The sequence below is a fragment of the Streptococcus sp. oral taxon 058 str. F0407 genome (genome assembly GCF_000235485.1).
Lineage (GTDB): Bacteria > Bacillota > Bacilli > Lactobacillales > Streptococcaceae > Streptococcus.
In genome coordinates this window covers 22,053-40,371 of the sequence record NZ_JH378883.1, presented here as the reverse complement: position 1 = coordinate 40,371, position 18,319 = coordinate 22,053, and the positions used below count along the sequence as shown (strand labels likewise).

General features: G+C 43.5%; 18 protein-coding genes, 1 pseudogene and 1 riboswitch. Of the genes and pseudogenes, 14 read left to right on the top strand and 5 right to left on the bottom strand.

What is annotated here, in order from left to right; genetic code table 11:
• Nucleotides 1-78 precede the first annotated feature (78 nt).
• The gene (locus HMPREF9184_RS01080; RefSeq protein ID WP_000754510.1) at nucleotides 79-1,116 is read left to right on the top strand and encodes a zinc-binding dehydrogenase; all 1,038 of its coding nucleotides are present in this window, start codon (nucleotides 79-81) and stop codon (nucleotides 1,114-1,116) included.
• Between the two features lie 66 nt (nucleotides 1,117-1,182).
• On the opposite strand, the gene galR is transcribed toward HMPREF9184_RS01080, so the two are convergent.
• A complete protein-coding gene (gene galR, locus HMPREF9184_RS01075; RefSeq protein WP_000212491.1) occupies nucleotides 1,183-2,184 on the bottom strand; it encodes a DNA-binding transcriptional regulator GalR in 1,002 nt (333 codons plus the stop codon).
• A 164-nt stretch (nucleotides 2,185-2,348) separates the two neighbouring features.
• Here galR and HMPREF9184_RS01070 point away from each other — a divergent pair, with 164 nt between their 5' ends.
• From HMPREF9184_RS01070 to pyrE, 9 genes and pseudogenes are all read left to right on the top strand, one after another.
• The gene (locus tag HMPREF9184_RS01070; RefSeq protein ID WP_000191951.1) at nucleotides 2,349-3,527 is read left to right on the top strand and encodes a galactokinase; all 1,179 of its coding nucleotides are present in this window, start codon (nucleotides 2,349-2,351) and stop codon (nucleotides 3,525-3,527) included.
• An 18-nt stretch (nucleotides 3,528-3,545) separates the two neighbouring features.
• The gene (locus tag HMPREF9184_RS01065) at nucleotides 3,546-5,027 is read left to right on the top strand and encodes a UDP-glucose--hexose-1-phosphate uridylyltransferase (RefSeq protein WP_000177008.1); all 1,482 of its coding nucleotides are present in this window, start codon (nucleotides 3,546-3,548) and stop codon (nucleotides 5,025-5,027) included.
• A gap of 69 nt (nucleotides 5,028-5,096) precedes the next feature.
• Nucleotides 5,097-5,501, top strand: a complete 405-nt coding sequence (locus tag HMPREF9184_RS01060) for a PaaI family thioesterase (protein ID WP_000651222.1) — start codon at nucleotides 5,097-5,099, stop codon at nucleotides 5,499-5,501.
• A gap of 71 nt (nucleotides 5,502-5,572) precedes the next feature.
• Nucleotides 5,573-5,749, top strand: a pseudogene (locus tag HMPREF9184_RS09350) (AAA family ATPase); the annotation flags it as partial.
• A gap of 106 nt (nucleotides 5,750-5,855) precedes the next feature.
• Nucleotides 5,856-7,208, top strand: a complete 1,353-nt coding sequence (gene murD / locus HMPREF9184_RS01055) for a UDP-N-acetylmuramoyl-L-alanine--D-glutamate ligase (protein WP_000863079.1) — start codon at nucleotides 5,856-5,858, stop codon at nucleotides 7,206-7,208.
• Between the two features lies 1 nt (nucleotide 7,209).
• Nucleotides 7,210-8,268 (top strand): UDP-N-acetylglucosamine--N-acetylmuramyl-(pentapeptide) pyrophosphoryl-undecaprenol N-acetylglucosamine transferase, encoded by a 1,059-nt coding sequence (locus tag HMPREF9184_RS01050; protein ID WP_000724808.1) that lies wholly within the window; start codon nucleotides 7,210-7,212, stop codon nucleotides 8,266-8,268.
• A 9-nt stretch (nucleotides 8,269-8,277) separates the two neighbouring features.
• Complete coding sequence (locus tag HMPREF9184_RS01045; protein WP_000031118.1) at nucleotides 8,278-9,396, top strand: cell division protein FtsQ/DivIB; 1,119 nt, start codon at nucleotides 8,278-8,280, stop codon at nucleotides 9,394-9,396.
• A gap of 189 nt (nucleotides 9,397-9,585) precedes the next feature.
• The gene (pyrF, locus tag HMPREF9184_RS01040) at nucleotides 9,586-10,287 is read left to right on the top strand and encodes an orotidine-5'-phosphate decarboxylase (protein ID WP_001209287.1); all 702 of its coding nucleotides are present in this window, start codon (nucleotides 9,586-9,588) and stop codon (nucleotides 10,285-10,287) included.
• A gap of 42 nt (nucleotides 10,288-10,329) precedes the next feature.
• The gene (pyrE, locus tag HMPREF9184_RS01035) at nucleotides 10,330-10,962 is read left to right on the top strand and encodes an orotate phosphoribosyltransferase (RefSeq protein WP_000170979.1); all 633 of its coding nucleotides are present in this window, start codon (nucleotides 10,330-10,332) and stop codon (nucleotides 10,960-10,962) included.
• A 61-nt stretch (nucleotides 10,963-11,023) separates the two neighbouring features.
• On the opposite strand, the gene HMPREF9184_RS01030 is transcribed toward pyrE, so the two are convergent.
• From HMPREF9184_RS01030 to HMPREF9184_RS01015, 4 genes are read right to left on the bottom strand one after another with little or no spacing between them, the layout of a single operon-like run.
• Complete coding sequence (locus HMPREF9184_RS01030) at nucleotides 11,024-11,890, bottom strand: cysteine ABC transporter substrate-binding protein (protein ID WP_000698080.1); 867 nt, start codon at nucleotides 11,888-11,890, stop codon at nucleotides 11,024-11,026.
• Between the two features lie 18 nt (nucleotides 11,891-11,908).
• Nucleotides 11,909-12,667, bottom strand: coding sequence for an amino acid ABC transporter ATP-binding protein (locus HMPREF9184_RS01025; RefSeq protein WP_000004994.1), 759 nt, complete (start codon nucleotides 12,665-12,667; stop codon nucleotides 11,909-11,911).
• Nucleotides 12,668-13,345: an amino acid ABC transporter permease gene (locus HMPREF9184_RS01020; protein ID WP_033585887.1), complete on the bottom strand. Its 678-nt coding sequence runs from the start codon at nucleotides 13,343-13,345 to the stop codon at nucleotides 12,668-12,670.
• Nucleotides 13,305-13,985 carry an amino acid ABC transporter permease gene (locus HMPREF9184_RS01015; protein WP_000384101.1) on the bottom strand — a complete coding sequence of 227 codons (681 nt, stop codon included), beginning with the start codon at nucleotides 13,983-13,985 and terminating at the stop codon, nucleotides 13,305-13,307. The genes HMPREF9184_RS01020 and HMPREF9184_RS01015 overlap by 41 nt, the downstream gene beginning before the upstream one ends.
• A gap of 209 nt (nucleotides 13,986-14,194) precedes the next feature.
• Here HMPREF9184_RS01015 and lctO point away from each other — a divergent pair, with 209 nt between their 5' ends.
• The 4 genes from lctO (at nucleotide 14,195) to HMPREF9184_RS00995 (ending at nucleotide 18,315) form a co-directional block, all read left to right on the top strand.
• Nucleotides 14,195-15,331 (top strand): L-lactate oxidase, encoded by a 1,137-nt coding sequence (gene lctO, locus HMPREF9184_RS01010; protein WP_000120734.1) that lies wholly within the window; start codon nucleotides 14,195-14,197, stop codon nucleotides 15,329-15,331.
• A 148-nt stretch (nucleotides 15,332-15,479) separates the two neighbouring features.
• A riboswitch (TPP riboswitch) is annotated at nucleotides 15,480-15,568 on the top strand.
• A 148-nt stretch (nucleotides 15,569-15,716) separates the two neighbouring features.
• On the top strand, nucleotides 15,717-16,277 hold the full coding sequence (locus HMPREF9184_RS01005; RefSeq protein ID WP_000915293.1) for an ECF transporter S component: 561 nt from the start codon (nucleotides 15,717-15,719) through the stop codon (nucleotides 16,275-16,277).
• On the top strand, nucleotides 16,278-17,663 hold the full coding sequence (locus HMPREF9184_RS01000) for an ATP-binding cassette domain-containing protein (RefSeq protein ID WP_000522134.1): 1,386 nt from the start codon (nucleotides 16,278-16,280) through the stop codon (nucleotides 17,661-17,663).
• A gap of 1 nt (nucleotide 17,664) precedes the next feature.
• Nucleotides 17,665-18,315: an energy-coupling factor transporter transmembrane component T gene (locus HMPREF9184_RS00995; RefSeq protein ID WP_000598422.1), complete on the top strand. Its 651-nt coding sequence runs from the start codon at nucleotides 17,665-17,667 to the stop codon at nucleotides 18,313-18,315.
• The last annotated feature ends 4 nt before the right edge of the window (nucleotides 18,316-18,319 follow it).

Sequence of the window (18,319 nt, the reverse complement as noted above, 5' to 3'; positions counted from 1 at the left end):
AATAATGATTGATAAGAGCGAAAGCTTGACAAAAGGTGTATAATAAAAGTGAAAAATCAGTAGAAAAGGAGAGGTCTTATGAAGAAAACAGTTTATACAAAAGCTGGTCAGGTTGGTCTTATTGAAGTGGAGCATCCGCAAATCATTGAGGCAGACGATGCCATTATTCGGATCGTTCGGACTTGTGTCTGTGGCTCTGATCTCTGGAGCTATCGCAATCCGGATATTGAAGCAGGGCATCAGAATAGCGGGCACGAAGCGATTGGTATCGTTGAGGCAATTGGTGATGCAGTGACGACCGTTAAACCTGGCGATTTTGTCATTGCCCCATTTACTCATGGATGTGGGGAATGTGATGCCTGTCGTGCAGGCTATGATGGGACTTGTGATCACCATATTGGGACCAACTGGTCTGACGGGGTGCAAGCGGAGTACATGCGCTTTGAATACGCCAACTGGGCTCTTGTCAAAATCCCTGGGCAACCGTCTGATTATACTGAAGCCATGCTCAAATCCTTCTTGACGCTAGCAGATGTCATGCCGACAGGTTACCATGCGGCGCGTGTAGCAAATGTGCAAAAGGGTGACAAGGTGGTCGTTATTGGTGATGGTGCAGTCGGTCAATGTGCTGTTATCGCAGCTAAGATGCGTGGTGCTTCACAAATTGTCCTCATGAGTCGCCATGAAGATAGACAAAAGATGGCCTTAGAGTCAGGAGCAACAGCAGTAGTTGCTGAGCGTGGTGAAGAAGGCATTGCCAAGGTGCGTGAAATTCTCGGCGGCGGAGCAGACGCAGCACTTGAATGTGTTGGAACAGAAGCGGCTATTGATCAAGCCCTAGGAGTCCTTCACAATGGTGGCCGATTGGGTTTTGTCGGGGTTCCTCACTATAGCAATCGAGCTCTCGGTTCAACTTTTGCTCAAAACTTAACTATAGCAGGAGGTGCAGCCTCTGTTACAACTTACGACAAACAATTCTTGCTAAAAGCTGTCCTGGATGGGGATATTAATCCAGGTCGTGTCTTTACTTCAAGTTATAAATTGGAAGACATTGACCAAGCCTATAAAGATATGGATGAACGTAAGACGATTAAGGCAATGATTGTGATTGATTAAAAAGAAAATCCTAATGGAGATTTGAGAATCTCTATTAGGATTTTTGACTTTATTATATTAGTTGAGTTATGGAAGAGTACTTTCTCTCAGAGTCAGTCTGGTTCCCAGCATAGTCAGGCTAGGAATTTTCCGACCATGGAGAACTTCCTTGTTAAGAATATCCATACCTGCTCGGCCCATTTCCTCAGTATAGACTGTGATGCTAGATAGGGGAGGATAGACCTGCTTGGTCAGACTAGTGTCGTTAAAAGAAATGAGACTGACACGATCTGGCAGGCTAATTCCAGCTTCTTGAAGGGCACGAAGAGCACCGATGGCTAAACTATCGCTAGCTGCGAAAAATGCTGGAGGGAGTTGATCACCCAACTTGTGAATAGCCTCCTTCATCAAGTCATAGCCAGACTGGGCGGTGAAGCATCCTTGAAAGACCAGTTTATCATGGTAGATGCCTTTTGATAGAGAGTAGTCTCTAAAATATTCTAGGCGTTTATCCCGGATGATTTCTTCTTGGTCGGTTGTTTCTTCAAGGCCGGTGAGAATTCCGATACGATCAAGTCCTTGGCTGAGGAAGTGATCTACAACTTGTTTTACAGCAGTGTAAAAGTCAGTGATAATACAGGTATGACCTAGTGAAAGGGTATCGCTGTCTATAAAGACTAGGGGTTTTTGATATTCTTCAAAGGCAGCAATCTGTGCTCGGCTGAACTTTCCAATACAGAGTATCCCGATTACTTCCTCGCTCAGAGTAAAAGGATGGTCGTTAAAATAGCGCAAGATATCATAGTCCAACTCTTGGGCTCTTTTTTCAATACCGAGACGAATCTGGTAGTAGTAGAGGTCATCCAGCTCCCCCTGCTCGCTGACCCATTGGATAATGGCAATCTTTTGCTTGGGTTTGTGGGATTCGCCTGTCTTGAGGTGCTTGGTATAGCCTAGCTCTTCAGCGACAGTTAAAATACGGTGTCTGGTTTCTTCAGTGACAGATAGGCTCTGGTCGCGATTGAGGACACGAGATACGGTCGCGATAGAGACAGAGGCTAGCTGTGCAATGTCTTTTAAGGTAGCCATAAATCCTCCTCCTTTTAGGTTAGTATATCATATTTTTCCTCTTTTTACCGATTGTTTAGTAAAACTTTAGTAAAAAGGATTGACCTTGGGAAATCCCTTGGATACAATAGAAGAAAACGATTACACGTTAAGGTGACTTAACGGACAGTCAAAGGAGAATTCATATGACACAACATCTTACTGCTGAAGCCCTTCGTAAAGATTTTCTTGCCGTTTTTGGTCAAGAAGCAGACCAAACTTTCTTTTCACCAGGCCGTATCAATTTGATTGGTGAACACACGGACTACAATGGTGGGCACGTTTTTCCTGCTGCGATTTCCTTGGGAACTTATGGGGCGGCTCGCAAGCGTGACGACAAAGTTTTGCGTTTCTACTCAGCCAACTTTGAGGACAAGGGCATTATCGAAGTGCCTCTTGCTGACCTCAAGTTTGAAAAAGGGCACAACTGGACCAACTATCCAAAAGGGGTTCTTCATTTCTTGCAAGAAGCTGGACACGTGATTGACAAAGGTTTTGATTTTTATGTTTATGGGAATATCCCAAATGGTGCTGGCTTGTCTTCATCAGCATCCTTGGAACTCTTGACAGGGGTCGTGGCAGAGCATCTCTTTGATTTAAAATTAGACCGTTTGGATTTGGTTAAAATCGGAAAACAAACAGAGAACAACTTTATCGGAGTCAACTCTGGTATCATGGATCAGTTTGCTATCGGTATGGGGGCAGACCAACGTGCTATTTATCTAGATACAAATACCTTAGAGTATGATTTGGTGCCACTTGATTTGAAGGACAATGTCGTTGTTATCATGAACACCAACAAACGCCGTGAATTGGCGGATTCTAAATATAATGAACGCCGTGCTGAATGTGAAAAAGCAGTGGAAGAATTGCAGGTTGCCTTGGATATTCAGACCTTGGGTGAACTAGACGAGTGGGCCTTTGACCAATACAGCTACCTGATCAAAGACGAAAATCGTTTGAAACGTGCTCGTCATGCTGTTCTTGAAAATCAACGTACCCTTAAGGCTCAAGCAGCCCTTCAAGCAGGTGATTTGGAAACATTTGGCCGCTTGATGAATGCGTCACACGTTTCTCTGGAGCATGATTATGAAGTAACTGGTTTGGAATTGGATACTCTTGTTCACACAGCTTGGGCTCGAGAAGGTGTTCTCGGTGCTCGTATGACAGGGGCAGGTTTTGGCGGATGTGCCATTGCCTTGGTGCAAAAAGATACTGTTGAGGCCTTTAAAGAAGCTGTAGGCAAACACTACGAAGAAGTAGTTGGATACGCTCCAAGCTTCTATATCGCTGAAGTTGCAGGTGGCACTCGCGTCCTTGACTAGTTAAAAGGAGGCTCTATAGTGACCTTAGTAGATAAATTTGTAACACATGTCATTTCTGAAAGTTCATTTGAGGAAATGGATCGAATCTACCTGACCAATCGTGTCTTAGAACGAGTGGGCGAAGATGTTCTGGAAGTTGAGACTGAGCAGGGCAACTTGATTGATCTCAAGGACCAGCTGGTTGAGGAAGCCGTTCGATTAGAGACGATTGAAGATAGTCAGACTGCGCGTGAAATCCTTGGTGCTGAACTGATGGACTTGGTGACCCCTTGTCCAAGTCAGGTCAATCGTGACTTCTGGGCAACCTATGCCCACTCTCCTGAGCAAGCAATTGCGGACTTCTACCAACTTAGTCAGAAAAATGACTACATCAAGCTTAAGGCCATTGCTAAAAATATTGCTTATCGTGTACCGTCTGACTACGGAGAACTTGAAATCACCATCAATCTCTCTAAGCCTGAAAAAGATCCCAAAGAGATTGCGGCAGCCAAGTTGGTGCAAGCTAGCAATTATCCTCAGTGTCAGCTTTGTTTAGAGAATGAAGGCTACCATGGTCGAGTCAACCACCCAGCTCGCAGCAATCACCGAATTATTCGTTTTGAAATGGCGGGCCAAGAATGGGGCTTCCAGTATTCGCCCTATGCTTATTTTAATGAGCACTGTATTTTCTTAGATGGTCAGCATCGTCCCATGGTCATTAGCCGTCAGAGCTTTGAGCGTCTGTTAGCTATCGTAGATCAGTTTCCAGGTTATTTTGCTGGCTCAAATGCCGACCTGCCGATTGTAGGGGGCTCTATCCTGACCCATGACCACTATCAGGGAGGGCGCCATGTTTTTCCTATGGAATTGGCTCCACTGCAAAAGACCTTCCGCTTTGCTGGTTTTGGACAGGTCAAGGCTGGGATTGTCAAGTGGCCGATGTCAGTGTTGCGTTTGATTTCGGATTCCAAGGAGGATTTGATTAACTTGGCTGACAAGGTTTTGCAGGAATGGCGCCAGTATTCAGACTCTGAAGTTCAGATTTTGGCAGAGACTGATGGGACACCGCATCACACCATCACACCCATTGCTCGTAAACGAGATGGGCAATTTGAGTTGGATTTGGTTTTACGGGACAATCAGACATCACCAGAATATCCTGATGGCATCTATCATCCCCACAAGGATGTCCAACATATCAAGAAGGAAAATATCGGCTTGATTGAGGTCATGGGTCTGGCTATCCTACCGCCACGGCTGAAAGCAGAAGTGGAGCAAGTAGCTAGCTATCTCGTGGGAGAAGCTGATATAGTTGCTGCTTATCATCAGGAATGGGCAGACCAACTCAAAGATCAACATCCAGAACTAGCGGATAAAGAAAAAGCCCTTGAAATCGTCAAGGACTCTGTGGGTGCTATCTTTTCGCGTGTACTTGAGGATGCAGGAGTTTACAAGCAGACGGAGCAGGGACAGTTAGCCTTTATGCGCTTTGTAGAGCAGGTTGGAATTTTGTCAGACTAGGAGCTTTCTCCTTGCACAGTCCTATAAAAAGTAGTATCATAGTGTCGTTTGAAATATCAGGAGGAAATGATGAAAGATTTTCATTTTGACGCTATATCTGCCTTTGAAAATTACGAAATTGAACAAATGAGAGATGGTCACGTTGTGGTGACGACCAAAGTAGTGGACTCGTCGCTCAACTACTATGGCAATGCTCATGGTGGCTATCTCTTTACCCTTTGTGACCAGATCAGCGGTTTGGTGGTCATCTCACTGGGACTAGATGGAGTGACGCTCCAATCCTCCATCAACTACCTCAAGGCAGGAAAACTTGACGATGTGCTGACCATTAAAGGAGAATGTGTCCATCAAGGTCGTACAACCTGTGTAGTGGATGTCGATATCACCAATCAAGAGGGTAGAAATGTCTGTAAGGCAACCTTTACCATGTTTGTCACAGGCCAGCGGTCAGATGAGAGACAGGTGAGGATATAAAGTACTAGGAGGTGAACTGCACTCTATGGGTTAGATATCTTTTGTCGAACTTTTTTGAGTGCAGGTTAGTTTTGATTCTCGTAGATGAACCAACCGCTTCACTAGACCCCAAAAATTCTGAGGAGCTACTTTCTATATTAGAATCTCTAAAAAATCCGAATCGTACTATTATTATTGCGACCCACAATCCCCTTATCTGGGAGCAAGTGGATCAAGTAATTCGAGTTACCGATTTATCTCATAGATGATAAGGCAAGATTCTGTTATTAGAAGAAAGAGTCACAAACACACTTTGTGGCTTTTTTATTTCCATAAAAATGGTAAAATAGTAGGAGTAGAAATGGAGTTTGAGACATGAAAGTAATCGATCAATTTAAAAATAAGAAAGTGCTGGTTTTAGGTTTGGCTAAGTCTGGTGAGTCTGCGGCCCGTTTGTTGGACAAGCTGGGTGCTATTGTCACTGTTAATGACGGCAAACCTTTCGAGGAAAATCCAGCTGCTCAAAGCTTGCTAGAAGAGGGAATCAAGGTTGTCACTGGTGGGCATCCTTTGGAGCTCTTGGATGAAGAGTTTGCCCTCATGGTAAAAAATCCAGGGATTCCTTATAGCAATCCCATGATTGAGAAGGCTTTGGCGAAGGGGATTCCAGTCTTGACGGAGGTGGAGTTGGCTTACTTGATTTCAGAAGCGCCAATTATCGGTATCACAGGTTCAAATGGTAAAACGACCACAACGACCATGATTGGGGAAGTTTTGACCGCTGCTGGCCAACATGGTCTCTTATCAGGGAATATCGGCTATCCAGCTAGTCAAGTGGCCCAAACTGCAACAGCCAAGGACACGCTTGTCATGGAACTTTCTTCTTTCCAACTAATGGGAGTTCAAGAATTCCATCCAGAGATTGCGGTTATTACCAACCTCATGCCTACTCATATCGACTACCATGGTTCGTTTGAGGAATATGTAGCAGCCAAGTGGAATATCCAGAACAAGATGACAGCGGCTGATTTTCTTGTCTTGAACTTTAACCAAGACTTGGCAAAAGAATTGGCTACCAAAACAGAAGCCACAGTTGTTCCTTTTTCAACACTTGAAAAGGTTGATGGAGCCTATCTGGAAGATGGTCAACTTTACTTCCGTGGGGAAGTGGTCATGGCAGCTGATGAAATCGGTGTTCCAGGTAGCCACAATGTGGAAAACGCCCTTGCGACCATTGCAGTAGCCAAACTCCGTGGTGTGGACAATCAAACCATCAAGGAAACTCTTTCAGCCTTTGGCGGTGTCAAACATCGTCTCCAATTTGTGGATGAAATCAAAGGTGTCAAATTCTATAACGATAGCAAGTCAACTAATATTTTGGCAACTCAAAAAGCCTTGTCAGGATTTGACAACAGCAAAGTCATCTTGATTGCAGGTGGTTTAGACCGTGGCAATGAGTTTGACGAGCTAGTGCCAGACATCACTGGACTCAAGAAAATGGTCATCCTTGGTCAGTCTGCAGAACGTGTCAAACGGGCAGCGGATAAGGCTGGTGTGGCTTATGTGGATGCGACCGATATTGCTGATGCAACTCGCAAGGCTTATGAGCTTGCGACTCAAGGAGATGTGGTTCTTCTCAGTCCTGCCAATGCTAGCTGGGACATGTATGCTAACTTTGAAGTACGTGGCGACCTCTTTATCGACACAGTAGCGGAGTTAAAGGAATAATATGAAAAAAATCGTTTTTACAGGTGGGGGGACGGTTGGACACGTCACCCTTAACCTTTTGTTAATGCCCAAGTTTATCGAAGACGGCTGGGAAGTCCACTATATCGGGGATAAGAATGGAATCGAACACCAAGAAATCCTCAAGTCAGGTTTGAATGTGACCTTCCACTCCATTGCGACAGGGAAATTGCGTCGCTATTTTTCATGGCAAAACATGCTGGATGTCTTTAAAGTTGCCTGGGGAATTGTCCAATCCCTCTTTATCATGCTAAGACTTCGTCCACAAGCTCTTTTTTCTAAGGGAGGATTTGTCTCAGTACCGCCTGTTATCGCAGCGCGAGTTTCCAGAGTACCAGTCTTTATCCATGAGTCAGACCTATCTATGGGTTTAGCTAATAAAATTGCTTATAAGTTTGCGACTAAGATGTACTCAACCTTTGAGCAGGCTGCTGGTCTCGCAAAAGTTGAGCATGTGGGGGCAGTGACCAAGGTTTCAGACCAAAAAACTTCAGAGCCAGATGAATTGGTGGATATCCGAACCCACTTTAATCCAAAATTTCCAACGGTATTGTTTGTTGGTGGTTCTGCAGGAGCTCGTGTCTTTAACCAATTGGTGACAGAACATAAAAAAGAGCTGACAGAGCGCTACAATATCATTAATCTCACAGGAGATTCTAGCCTTAATGAATTGAGTCAAAATCTCTTCCGTATCGACTATGTGACGGATCTCTATCAACCCTTGATGGAGATGGCGGATGTGGTGGTGACGCGTGGTGGTGCCAACACGATTTTTGAGCTCTTGGCTATGGCTAAACTCCATCTCATCGTACCATTGGGTCGTGAAGCAAGTCGAGGAGACCAGATTGAAAATGCAGCCTACTTTGTTAAGAAAGGCTACGCAGAAGAACTTCAAGAAAGTGACTTGACCTTGAAAAGCTTGGAGGAAAAACTCAGCCACTTGCTTAGTCACAAGGATCAATACCAAGCTAGTATGAGGGCTTCAACTGAATTGAAATCTCTTGATGATTTTTATGCCCTACTAAGAAAAGACTTATCATAAGGAAAATCAATGTCAAAGGATAAGAAAAAAGAATCAAACCAGAAGCAAGAATTGTCTGAATGGCAGAAACGGAACCAAGAATATCTGAAAAAGAAGGCTGAGGAGGAAGCTGCTCTAGCTGCGGAGAAGGAAAAGGTAAAACAAGCTCGGAAGGAGGCCAACTCGAAGCTTTTGGAGGAGGCCAAGAAATCCTCGAGTCAGTCGGACGAGGAAGATACCAGTCCAAGCCAAGAACCCTCCGAGAAAGATGAGAAAGTTCAAAAGGAAGACACAGAAGTTAAAAAAGAGAAAGAGAAGAAGAAAAAAGAAAAGCCAGAAAAAACTGCCAAACCGAAAATTGCTCCCGTTCACATTTGGAGGGCAGTCAGTATCTTGGTGCCGAGCGTTCTATTTCTCCTCCTTTCTATCTATCTCTTGACTCCGCTTTCGACAATCAAAAATATCGAGGTTAAGGGAAATGTCCAGACTCAAGCGGATGACATTAAACAGGCTTCTGGGATTCAGGATAGCGACTATACCTTAGCCCTGTTGTTGAACAAGGAGAAGTACGCTGAGCAAATCAAGTCTAACCACTGGATAGAGTCAGCAAAGATTGACTATAAATTTCCAACAAACTTTACGATTGAGATTAAGGAATTTGATATTGTTGGTTACTATGTGTCTGGTGAAGAATATTATCCAATTCTTTCTAGTGGGACGGTTGAGTCTACTCCTGTTAATCGCTTAAACTTGCCTGAGACTTATCTGACAGTTACCTTTAACGACGAGCAGCAGGTGAAAGAGCTGATCACGGGATTGTCTACTATCAGTGAGGACATAAAGAGTCAAATCCAGAAGATCGAACTAGCGCCAAGTAAGGCAACTGCAGATCTTTTAAAAATCACCATGCTGGATACAGATGAAATATTGGTTCCCTTGTCAGAGTTAAGTAAAAAATTGCCTTATTATAGCAAAATTAAGCCACAACTAGCAGAACCGAGTTTTATCGATATGGAGGCAGGAATTTATAGCACTAGCCTGGCTGATAAACGCTTAGAAGAAGCTGAGGAAAAGGCCAAACAAGAGGCTAAGGAAGCGGAGAAGAAAAAACAGGAAGAAAAAAAAGCTGAAGAAAAGAAACAAGAATAAGAATCTTCAGTTTTTACTTGACAAGTGTCATTATAAATAATAGAATAGTAGAAAACTTTTAAAGCAGTCCAGAGAGGCAGCTAAGGTTAGACAGTGAAAGGGTGGAGACTGCCCGTTTTTCGTGGAACCTAGCTGCTAGCAGGTTCCTTTTTTGAGCAATGGACTGTTAACAAAGAATAGGAGAAAAGAATGCGTGAGAGTCGCCCGGTCATTGCTCTGGATTTTCCAAGTTTCGAGGAAGCCAAAGAATTTTTAGCCCTTTTTCCAGCAGAGGAAAAACTCTATGTCAAGGTAGGAATGGAAATCTATTATGCAGTAGGTCCAGAGGTTGTTCGTTATTTGAAATCGTTGGGACATAGTGTTTTTTTGGATCTCAAGTTGCATGATATTCCAAATACGGTCAAGTCAACCATGAAAATCTTGTCAAGTCTGGGTGTCGATATGACCAATGTTCAGGCTGCAGGTGGGCTTGAAATGATGCAGGCTGCGCGTGAAGGCCTTGGTGATCAAGGGATTCTTATCGCGGTGACCCAATTGACCTCAACATCTGAGGAACAGATGCAAGACTGTCAAAATATCCAGACTAGCCTGCAAGAGTCGGTCATCCACTATGCTAAGAAAACAGCTGAAGCTGGATTGGATGGAGTGGTTTGCTCAGCCCAAGAAGCCCAACTCATCAAGGAAGCTACAAACGAAGATTTTATCTGCTTGACACCAGGTATTCGACCAGCAGGTGCTGAAGCAGCGGATCAAAAACGCGTAGTGACCCCTGGTCAAGCTTATCAAATCGGTAGTGACTACATTGTAGTAGGCCGTCCAATCACGCAGGCAGAAGACCCTGTAGCAGCCTACCATGCTATCAAGGAAGAATGGACACGCGACTGGGTTTAAAGCGTATTTGATTATAGATTTAAGGATAAGAAGGAGTATACCATGACACTTGCTAGAGACATTGCTAGCCATCTATTGAAAATTCAAGCGGTTTATCTCAAACCAGAAGAGCCTTTCACCTGGGCATCTGGTATCAAGTCACCTATTTATACGGATAATCGTGTGACCTTAGCTTACCCAGAGACTAGAACTTTGATTGAAAATGGTTTTGTGAATGCTATCAAAGCAGCCTTTCCAGAGGTAGAAGTCATCGCTGGTACAGCGACAGCAGGGATTCCACATGGGGCTATCATCGCGGACAAGATGAACCTACCATTTGCCTATATCCGTAGCAAACCAAAAGACCACGGAGCCGGAAACCAAATCGAAGGCCGTGTAGCTCAGGGGCAAAAGATGGTCGTTGTCGAAGATTTGATTTCAACTGGTGGTTCTGTTCTCGAAGCAGTGGCTGCTGCTAAACGCGAAGGGGCAGATGTTCTTGGTGTCGTAGCGATTTTTAGTTATCAACTAGCAAAAGCAGATAAGAACTTTGCAAACGCAGGCGTGAAACTGGTGACTCTCTCAAACTACAGCGAGCTCATCCACCTAGCTCAGGAAGAAGGCTACATCACACCAGAGGGATTAGATCTCTTAAAACGCTTTAAAGAAGACCAAGAAAATTGGCAAAATGCTTAAGATATAGAAAAAATCAGGTAATTTCTAGGATTACCTGATTTCTTTTTATTTTCGGAAAGTATTAGTCAACTTTTCCACCTTCAACAACTAGATCATCTGCTTTAGCAGCGTCACCATAGGTTGGGTGAAGTGTTTTTTCATAGGCCTTGTGGAAGAAGTTTTCCTTACCCAATTTTTCAATGTCTTTATTGATGAAGTCGAGCAATTCTTGGTTCCCTTTTTGAACCGCTGGTGCAATGGTATCTGGGTCACCGAGAGAAGTAATTCCAACTTCGTACCCTTTATTTTCAAGAGCCCAAGCTAGAACTTCAGTATTGTCAGTTGAGAAGGCATCTCCACGTCCGTCAAGAAGGGCTTGGTAGGCATCGCTATATTGGTCGTATTTTTGGAGTTTTACTTCTGGGTGATTTTTCTCAAAATAAGTTTCAGCAGTCGTTCCTTTTGTAACAATCAAGGTCTTACCTTCCAGCTCTTTAACATCCTTAATGACCTTATCTTTAGGTGAAACAACACCGAGTGAAACTTTCATGTATGGAAGGGCAAAATCAACTTGTTTCTTACGTTCGTCAGTGACTGTAAAATTTGCAAGGGTGATGTCAACCTTGTTTGAAATTAAGTATTCAGCACGGTTGGCTGCATCGACTGAAACGTATTTAACCTTCACACCGAGGTCTTGTGCTAATTGGTTTCCCAATTCGATATCGTAACCTTGGTAAGAACCGTCGTTATCAACGTAACCAAACGGTTTTTTGTCTCCAAATACGGCGATTCGAAGCTCACCACTTTTTTTGATTTCTTCAATAGTTCGAGCTTTGGCAGTGGTTTTACCTGATGAAGCATTAGAGCTTCCACCTGAGCTACAAGCTGTGACAAAGATAAGGGCAAAGGCAAGTGCAAAAACAGTTAGGATTGGTTTAAGTATTTTCATAATAATCTCCTTTATTTATTATAGATATGAGCCAAACTGGCTAAAGTCAAAGACGTTTAAAAATTCCTGTGCTCGTTTGGTTTGTGGGTTGGTAAAGAAGTCTTGAGCAGTTCCTTCTTCAGCGATTTTCCCTTGGTCGAGAAAGATTATCCGATCCGCAATGGCTTGGGCAAACTGCATTTCGTGGGTTACCAGAATCATGGTGCGCCCTTCTTGAGCCAAGTCATTGATGAGTTCGAGAACCTCACGCACCATTTCTGGATCCAGCGAAGCCGTTACTTCGTCAAAGAGGATAATTTCTGGATGCATGAGAAGGGCACGGACGATGGCTACCCGTTGTTTCTGTCCACCAGATAATTGGCGAGCAAAACTGTCTTTTTTATCAAGTAGTCCGACGCGTTCGAGTAATTGCAGGGCTTCTTCCGTCACCTCTTTCTTGTCTCGTCCTTGTGCCTTGATAGGGCCTAGGATGAGGTTTTGAAGGACATCTAGGTGAGGAAAGAGTTCATAACTTTGAAAGACCATGCCAATCTTTTGGCGAACCAAGTGAAAGTCTTTCTGGTTTCCAATAATGGACTGGCCATCCAGAAGAATATCTCCACTTTGAATGGTTTCTAGGCCATTGAGGCAGCGAAGGAGGGTGCTTTTCCCACAACCAGATGGTCCTAGAATGACGACAACTTCCCCCTTTTTGATATCTAGGGAAAGCCCTTGGAGGATGGGATTATCTCCGAAGGATTTTTTCAGATCCTTGATTTCTAATATAGTTTCAGACATTTAGTTCCTCCAATGTTTTTCTAAGTGAGTGGATAGTTTGGAAATAGGAAAACAGACTGCAAAATACAAGATCAGAATGGTGCCATAAATCCAAAAGGAAGCGGTTGGGATGGTCAAGCGATTGCTGTCAATGATTTGTTGACCAACCTTGGTAACTTCCACAACCCCAATCAAGACAACCAAGGAAGTCGTTTTAATCATCCGAGTGACAAGATTGATAGCTTGTGGCAGCAGTCTTCTCAAGACCTGTGGAATGATAATATGATAGTAAAGTTGGAAGTTGGTTAAGCCCAGTGCCTGTCCGCTTTCAAACTGATGTTTAGGGAGGGAAGTGATGGCTCCACGTACCAAGTCTCCCATTTCAGCTGTACCCCAGAGGGTAAAAACGATAATAGCCGAAGTCTCACCTGAGATATTGATATTAAAGTTTCGAGCCAATCCAAAGTATACGATAAAAAGTAGTACCAGTTGGGGCATGATACGAATAAATTCCAGATAAAAACGTGTTAAAAAACGAATAACTCTAGAATGGGAGGTCATGATGATTCCCATGATTGTTCCGAAAATCATAGATAGAAGGACGGAGAGAATGGAAATTCCAATCGTGACACCCAGCCCTTGTAAGATCCGCAGGAGATTATTTCCCTGAAAGAGTACTTGCATTCCCGAATCCTGCATGGCGGAGCCTCCTTTCTATCCAGCTAAAGAGTAGAGAGATGGGTAGAAGCATGATAAGGTAAGCAACTACTAACATGGCCAGTGCAATGTCTGTCTCATAATATAGTCCAATCAAGTCCTTGGCGACGTACATGAGGTCGGCCAAAGCCACTGCTGAGAAAACAGAGGTTTCCTTGATGAGGAAAATGACATTGGCACTAAAAGACGGTAGAGCAACCGCTGTTGCTTGTGGAAGAACTACATAGCGAAAGACCTGTACAGGTGTCAGACCGATAGCTAGGCCAATCTCGTGCTGGGTTTGACTGACGGACTCCAGTCCACTTCGGAAAGATTCTGCCATATAGGAACCCCCTAAAAAGACCAGTCCCGTAGTGGCACAGACTTCCGAAGACAGGACAATCCCTATTCGGGGAAGTCCGAAATAGAGGAAGAAGAGCTGAATCAAAAGGGGCGTATTTCGTGACAATTCTATATAGGCTGTTGCTAACTGTGAAAAGATAGGAACGCGATAATGGCGAATGACACTAACGATTAGACCAACAAGAAAAGAACCTAAAATTCCCCAAACTGCGATATGTAGGGTCAGAAAGAATGCCTTTTGATAGAGTGGTAGATATTGTTCAACAATGGACCAATCCAAAATAGAACCTCCCGTCTAGGAATAATATAGTTATTGTAGCACTAAAGGGCATGTTTGGATAATATGAATTTTTTATCACAATGATAGAAAAAATTTATCATGACTATGAGTTGAAATTTCCAGACAAAATTTTTGAAAGGAATCTGAAAAAGAGTTAAGATAGTTTATGTAAGAAAAAGTAAACGCTTACTTATCAAGGAGGACACTTTATGTCATATAAAACAAGCAATGCAGAAGGACCTGTAGATTTTATCAATACCTATGATTTGGAGCCAATGGCGCAACAAGTTATTCCTAAAGCAGCATTTGGCTATATCGCCAGTGGAGCAGAGGATACTTTCACTTTACGTGAGAATATCCGCGCCTTTAACCACAAACTCATCGTTCCACATACGCTTTGCGATGTTGAAAATCCAAGTACAGAGATTGAGTTTGCAGGTGAAAAATTGTCTTCACCAATTATTATGGCGCCTGTTGCGGCTCATAAATTAGCAAATGAGCAGGGGGAAGTGGCTACTGCGCGTGGTGTACATGAGTTTGGTTCTCTCTATACAACTAGTTCCTACTCTACAGTTGACCTTCCAGAAATTTCGGAGGCCCTTCAAGGGACACCTCATTGGTTCCAATTTTACTTTAGTAAGGATGACGGGATTAACCGCCATATCATGGACCGTGTGAAGGCTGAAGGCTACAAAGCGATTGTCTTGACGGCGGATGCAACTGTAGGGGGGAATCGTGAGGTCGATAAGCGCAATGGTTTTGTCTTCCCAGTTGGTATGCCGATTGTTGAAGAATATCTGCCAGAAGGTGCTGGTAAATCAATGGACTTTGTTTACAAATCAGCTAAACAACGCTTGTCTCCACGTGATGTAGAATTTATCGCTGAATACTCAGGACTTCCGGTTTATGTCAAGGGGCCACAATGCCGTGAGGATGTTGAACGTTCGCTTGCCGCAGGTGCTTCTGGTATCTGGGTAACCAACCACGGTGGTCGTCAAATCGACGGTGGACCAGCTGCTTTTGACTCGCTTCAAGAAGTCGCCGAAGCAGTTGATAAACGTGTGCCAATTGTCTTTGACTCTGGTGTTCGTCGCGGTCAACACGTCTTTAAAGCCTTGGCATCAGGAGCTGACTTGGTAGCTATTGGCCGCCCTGTTATTTATGGCTTGGCACTTGGTGGTAGTGTTGGTGTGCGTCAAGTCTTTGAGCACTTGAATGCAGAATTGAAGACAGTCATGCAGTTGTCTGGAACTCAGACTATTGAAGATGTCAAACACTTCAAACTTCGTCACAATCCTTACAATCCAACCTTCCCAGTTGACCCACGTGACTTAAAATTGTATTGATAAAACAGATTGCCTCCGCATAATGTGGAGGCTTTTATTCGTGTATAGAAAGATTAAATCGTTATCAGAAACTATATAAATATATTTTCCGGTCAAATATCTTGCTAGGGCTATCATTTTTTGCTATACTGGTCCAGTAATAAAATAATAAAGACATTTGGGGTGCTTTAGGCTGAGATGATACCCATTGAACCTGATACAGTTAATACTGGCGAAGGGAAATGTGAAAAGGTTTTTTTCGTATGTCGAAAAGAACTGTCTAATCTTGTAAGGTAAACTCTAATTCTCGTTTGTAATTGGAGTTTTTTTCTTTATCAAAAGAGGATAGGCTTGTTTAGGTAGCTCTCTGCAAATGCCCCATTTTTCTTTAAAAAAGGAGTTTTTTATGTTGAAAAAATGGCAGTTAAAAGATGTTGTTTTACTTGCTTTCTTGTCTATCTTTTTTGGTGGCGTTTTTGTGGGTTCAGGCTATTTGTTTGATATCCTCACTCTGATTTTAGCCCCTCTTGGTATGCAGGCTTTTGCCAATGAAATCCTCTTTGGTCTCTGGTGTATGGCTGCGCCCATTGCAGCTATCTTTGTTCCAAGAGTCGGAAGTGCAACGATTGGAGAAGTGCTTGCTGCGCTTGCTGAAGTCCTTTATGGTAGCCAATTCGGTCTAGGTGCCCTTTTGTCTGGCTTGGTTCAAGGTTTGGGAAGTGAACTTGGTTTTCTTGTGACCAAGAATCGCTATGAAAGTTGGCTCTCTCTAACTGCCAATAGTATTGGGATTACGCTTGTTAGTTTTGTCTATGAATACATTAAGTTAGGTTACTACGCCTTCTCCCTTCCTTTTGTCCTTTCCTTGCTGGTAGTGCGTTTTATTTCCGTCTTTTTCTTCTGTACCATCTTGGTTCGTGCCATTGTCAAACTCTATCATCAGTTTTCGGCTGGAGGAAAGGCGTAGATGGGCCTGGAATTACGGGAGATTCAGTCCCCAATCTTCTCAGAGCCGATTGATTTTACTTTTCATGAGCAAGCCTTTACCTTGTTAGTTGGGAGCAGTGGTTCAGGAAAATCCAGCCTCTTTCAAGTCATTGCCCAAGTTAGTTCTCTTCCCTATAGTGGCCAAGTCCTGATAGATGGGAGCGAGGTCAGTCAGCTTTCTATCGTCAAACGGGTCCAGACGGTTGGCATTCTCTTTCAAAATCCCAATCATCAATTTACCATGGAGAACTTGTTTGAGGAGCTGATTTTTACCTTGGAGAATATCGGTCATCCCCTTCAGGAAATTGATTCTAAAATAGCTGAGGTGGTCCAGCAATGTCACTGCGAGCCAATCTTGCACCGTGCCATCCATCACTTATCAGGTGGGGAAAAGCAAAAGGCTGCGCTGGCTGTCCTCCTTGCTATGAATCCTAGGGTCTATCTCTTGGATGAGCCCTTTGCTTCCATTGACCGCAAGAGCAGAATCCAGATTTTGGAGATTCTAAAAGAGTTGTCCCTTGATGGGAAGACAGTCATTCTGTGCGACCATGATTTAACGGACTATGAAGCCTATATCGACCATATGGTGGAGCTAAGAGATGGACAACTAAGGGAAGTGTTTCAAATCCCTTGCTCTGAGATGACACAGGTTGCTTCAAAGGAAGTTGCTTCTAGCCCAGAACTATTTCATATGGACAGAACGACTTGTGAGCTGGATCATCGCCCCCTCTTTTCAATTGCTGATTTTACATTCTACCAAGGAATTTCCTGTATCTTGGGTGATAATGGTGTCGGGAAATCAACCCTCTTTCGCTCTATTCTTCAATTTCAAGAGTATAAAGGGCTCATTACTTGGAAGGGGAAAGTCCTGAAAAAGAAAAAGAGTTTGTATCGTGATCTGACTGGTGTTGTTCAGGAAGCTGAGAAGCAATTTATCCGAGTCAGTCTGAGAGAGGAACTGCAATTAGATAGTCCAGACTCTGAAAGAAATCAGCGGATTCTCCAAGCTTTACGATATTTTGATCTGGAGCAGGCGCTTGATAAGAGTCCCTATCAATTAAGTGGTGGCCAGCAAAAGATTCTTCAGCTTTTGACCATCTTGACCAGCAAGTCTTCTGTTATCTTGCTAGATGAACCTTTTGCGGGTTTGGATGATAGAGCCTGCGACTATTTTTGTCAGTGGATGTTGGAGGATAGAATTCAGGGAAGAAGTTTTTTGATCATTAGCCATCGTTTAGATCCCTTGATCTCTGTGGTTGATTATTGGACAGAGATGACGAGAGAGGGTCTCAGTCATCTTCAAGAAGTGACCATCAGCAAACCTCTCTCATCTCTGAACAATGATGCTCTAGGGGAGGTGAGGTAGTATGATCAAAGTAGCAAGCAAGACACCAGTTATCAGTCTCTTCTTTCTAATTTTATCCTTGGAAACATCCTTCATTCCTTCGATTGCTCTTAATCTTTCGGTAGCCGCATTTTGCATACTCTTTTTACTCTATTACCGTCGATTTAAAATGTTGGCTTGGATGATTTTGCTCGCCATTTTGCCCTCCTTTGCTAACTATTGGGCAGTTCAGTTACATGGGGATGCTTCGCAGGCAGTGATACTTGGAACGAGAGCTTTTGTGACAGTTTGTATCGGCCTTGTCTTTGTTTCCAGCATTTCCCTAAAAGAGCTTCTCTTGTACTTGGCTCAAAAGGAGCTATCACGTTCTTGGGCCTATGCCTTGATTGTGGTATTCAATGCCTTCCCCCTCATTCAGCAGGAAATCAAGTCTCTCAAGGAAGCTTGCTTATTGCGTGGTCAAAAACTGCATGTTTGGTCGCCCTTGATTTACAGCAAGGTTCTGATGACGGTCTTTAGATGGTGCCATCTCTACCTGAGAGCTCTATCTGCGCACGGATATGACGAGCATGCACAGTTGGAGAATAGTTATCGGACTTTTTATATTTCTCAGAGGACAAAATTGATTTACCTGCTTTTCTTTTTATTGCTTCAAAGCAGTCTATTTCTATAAAGGA

Bases quoted from the DNA above. Each gene is read 5' to 3' on its own strand.
- HMPREF9184_RS01080 (WP_000754510.1), top strand. From the start codon at position 79: ATGAAGAAAACAGTTTATACAAAAGCTGGTCAGGTTGGTCTTATTGAA.
- galR (WP_000212491.1), bottom strand. From the start codon at position 2,184: ATGGCTACCTTAAAAGACATTGCACAGCTAGCCTCTGTCTCTATCGCG.
- HMPREF9184_RS01070 (WP_000191951.1), top strand. From the start codon at position 2,349: ATGACACAACATCTTACTGCTGAAGCCCTTCGTAAAGATTTTCTTGCC.
- HMPREF9184_RS01060 (WP_000651222.1), top strand. From the start codon at position 5,097: ATGAAAGATTTTCATTTTGACGCTATATCTGCCTTTGAAAATTACGAA.
- murD (WP_000863079.1), top strand. From the start codon at position 5,856: ATGAAAGTAATCGATCAATTTAAAAATAAGAAAGTGCTGGTTTTAGGT.
- HMPREF9184_RS01050 (WP_000724808.1), top strand. From the start codon at position 7,210: ATGAAAAAAATCGTTTTTACAGGTGGGGGGACGGTTGGACACGTCACC.
- HMPREF9184_RS01045 (WP_000031118.1), top strand. From the start codon at position 8,278: ATGTCAAAGGATAAGAAAAAAGAATCAAACCAGAAGCAAGAATTGTCT.
- pyrF (WP_001209287.1), top strand. From the start codon at position 9,586: ATGCGTGAGAGTCGCCCGGTCATTGCTCTGGATTTTCCAAGTTTCGAG.
- pyrE (WP_000170979.1), top strand. From the start codon at position 10,330: ATGACACTTGCTAGAGACATTGCTAGCCATCTATTGAAAATTCAAGCG.
- HMPREF9184_RS01030 (WP_000698080.1), bottom strand. From the start codon at position 11,890: ATGAAAATACTTAAACCAATCCTAACTGTTTTTGCACTTGCCTTTGCC.
- HMPREF9184_RS01025 (WP_000004994.1), bottom strand. From the start codon at position 12,667: ATGTCTGAAACTATATTAGAAATCAAGGATCTGAAAAAATCCTTCGGA.
- HMPREF9184_RS01020 (WP_033585887.1), bottom strand. From the start codon at position 13,345: ATGCAGGATTCGGGAATGCAAGTACTCTTTCAGGGAAATAATCTCCTG.
- lctO (WP_000120734.1), top strand. From the start codon at position 14,195: ATGTCATATAAAACAAGCAATGCAGAAGGACCTGTAGATTTTATCAAT.
- HMPREF9184_RS01005 (WP_000915293.1), top strand. From the start codon at position 15,717: ATGTTGAAAAAATGGCAGTTAAAAGATGTTGTTTTACTTGCTTTCTTG.
- HMPREF9184_RS01000 (WP_000522134.1), top strand. From the start codon at position 16,278: ATGGGCCTGGAATTACGGGAGATTCAGTCCCCAATCTTCTCAGAGCCG.
- HMPREF9184_RS00995 (WP_000598422.1), top strand. From the start codon at position 17,665: ATGATCAAAGTAGCAAGCAAGACACCAGTTATCAGTCTCTTCTTTCTA.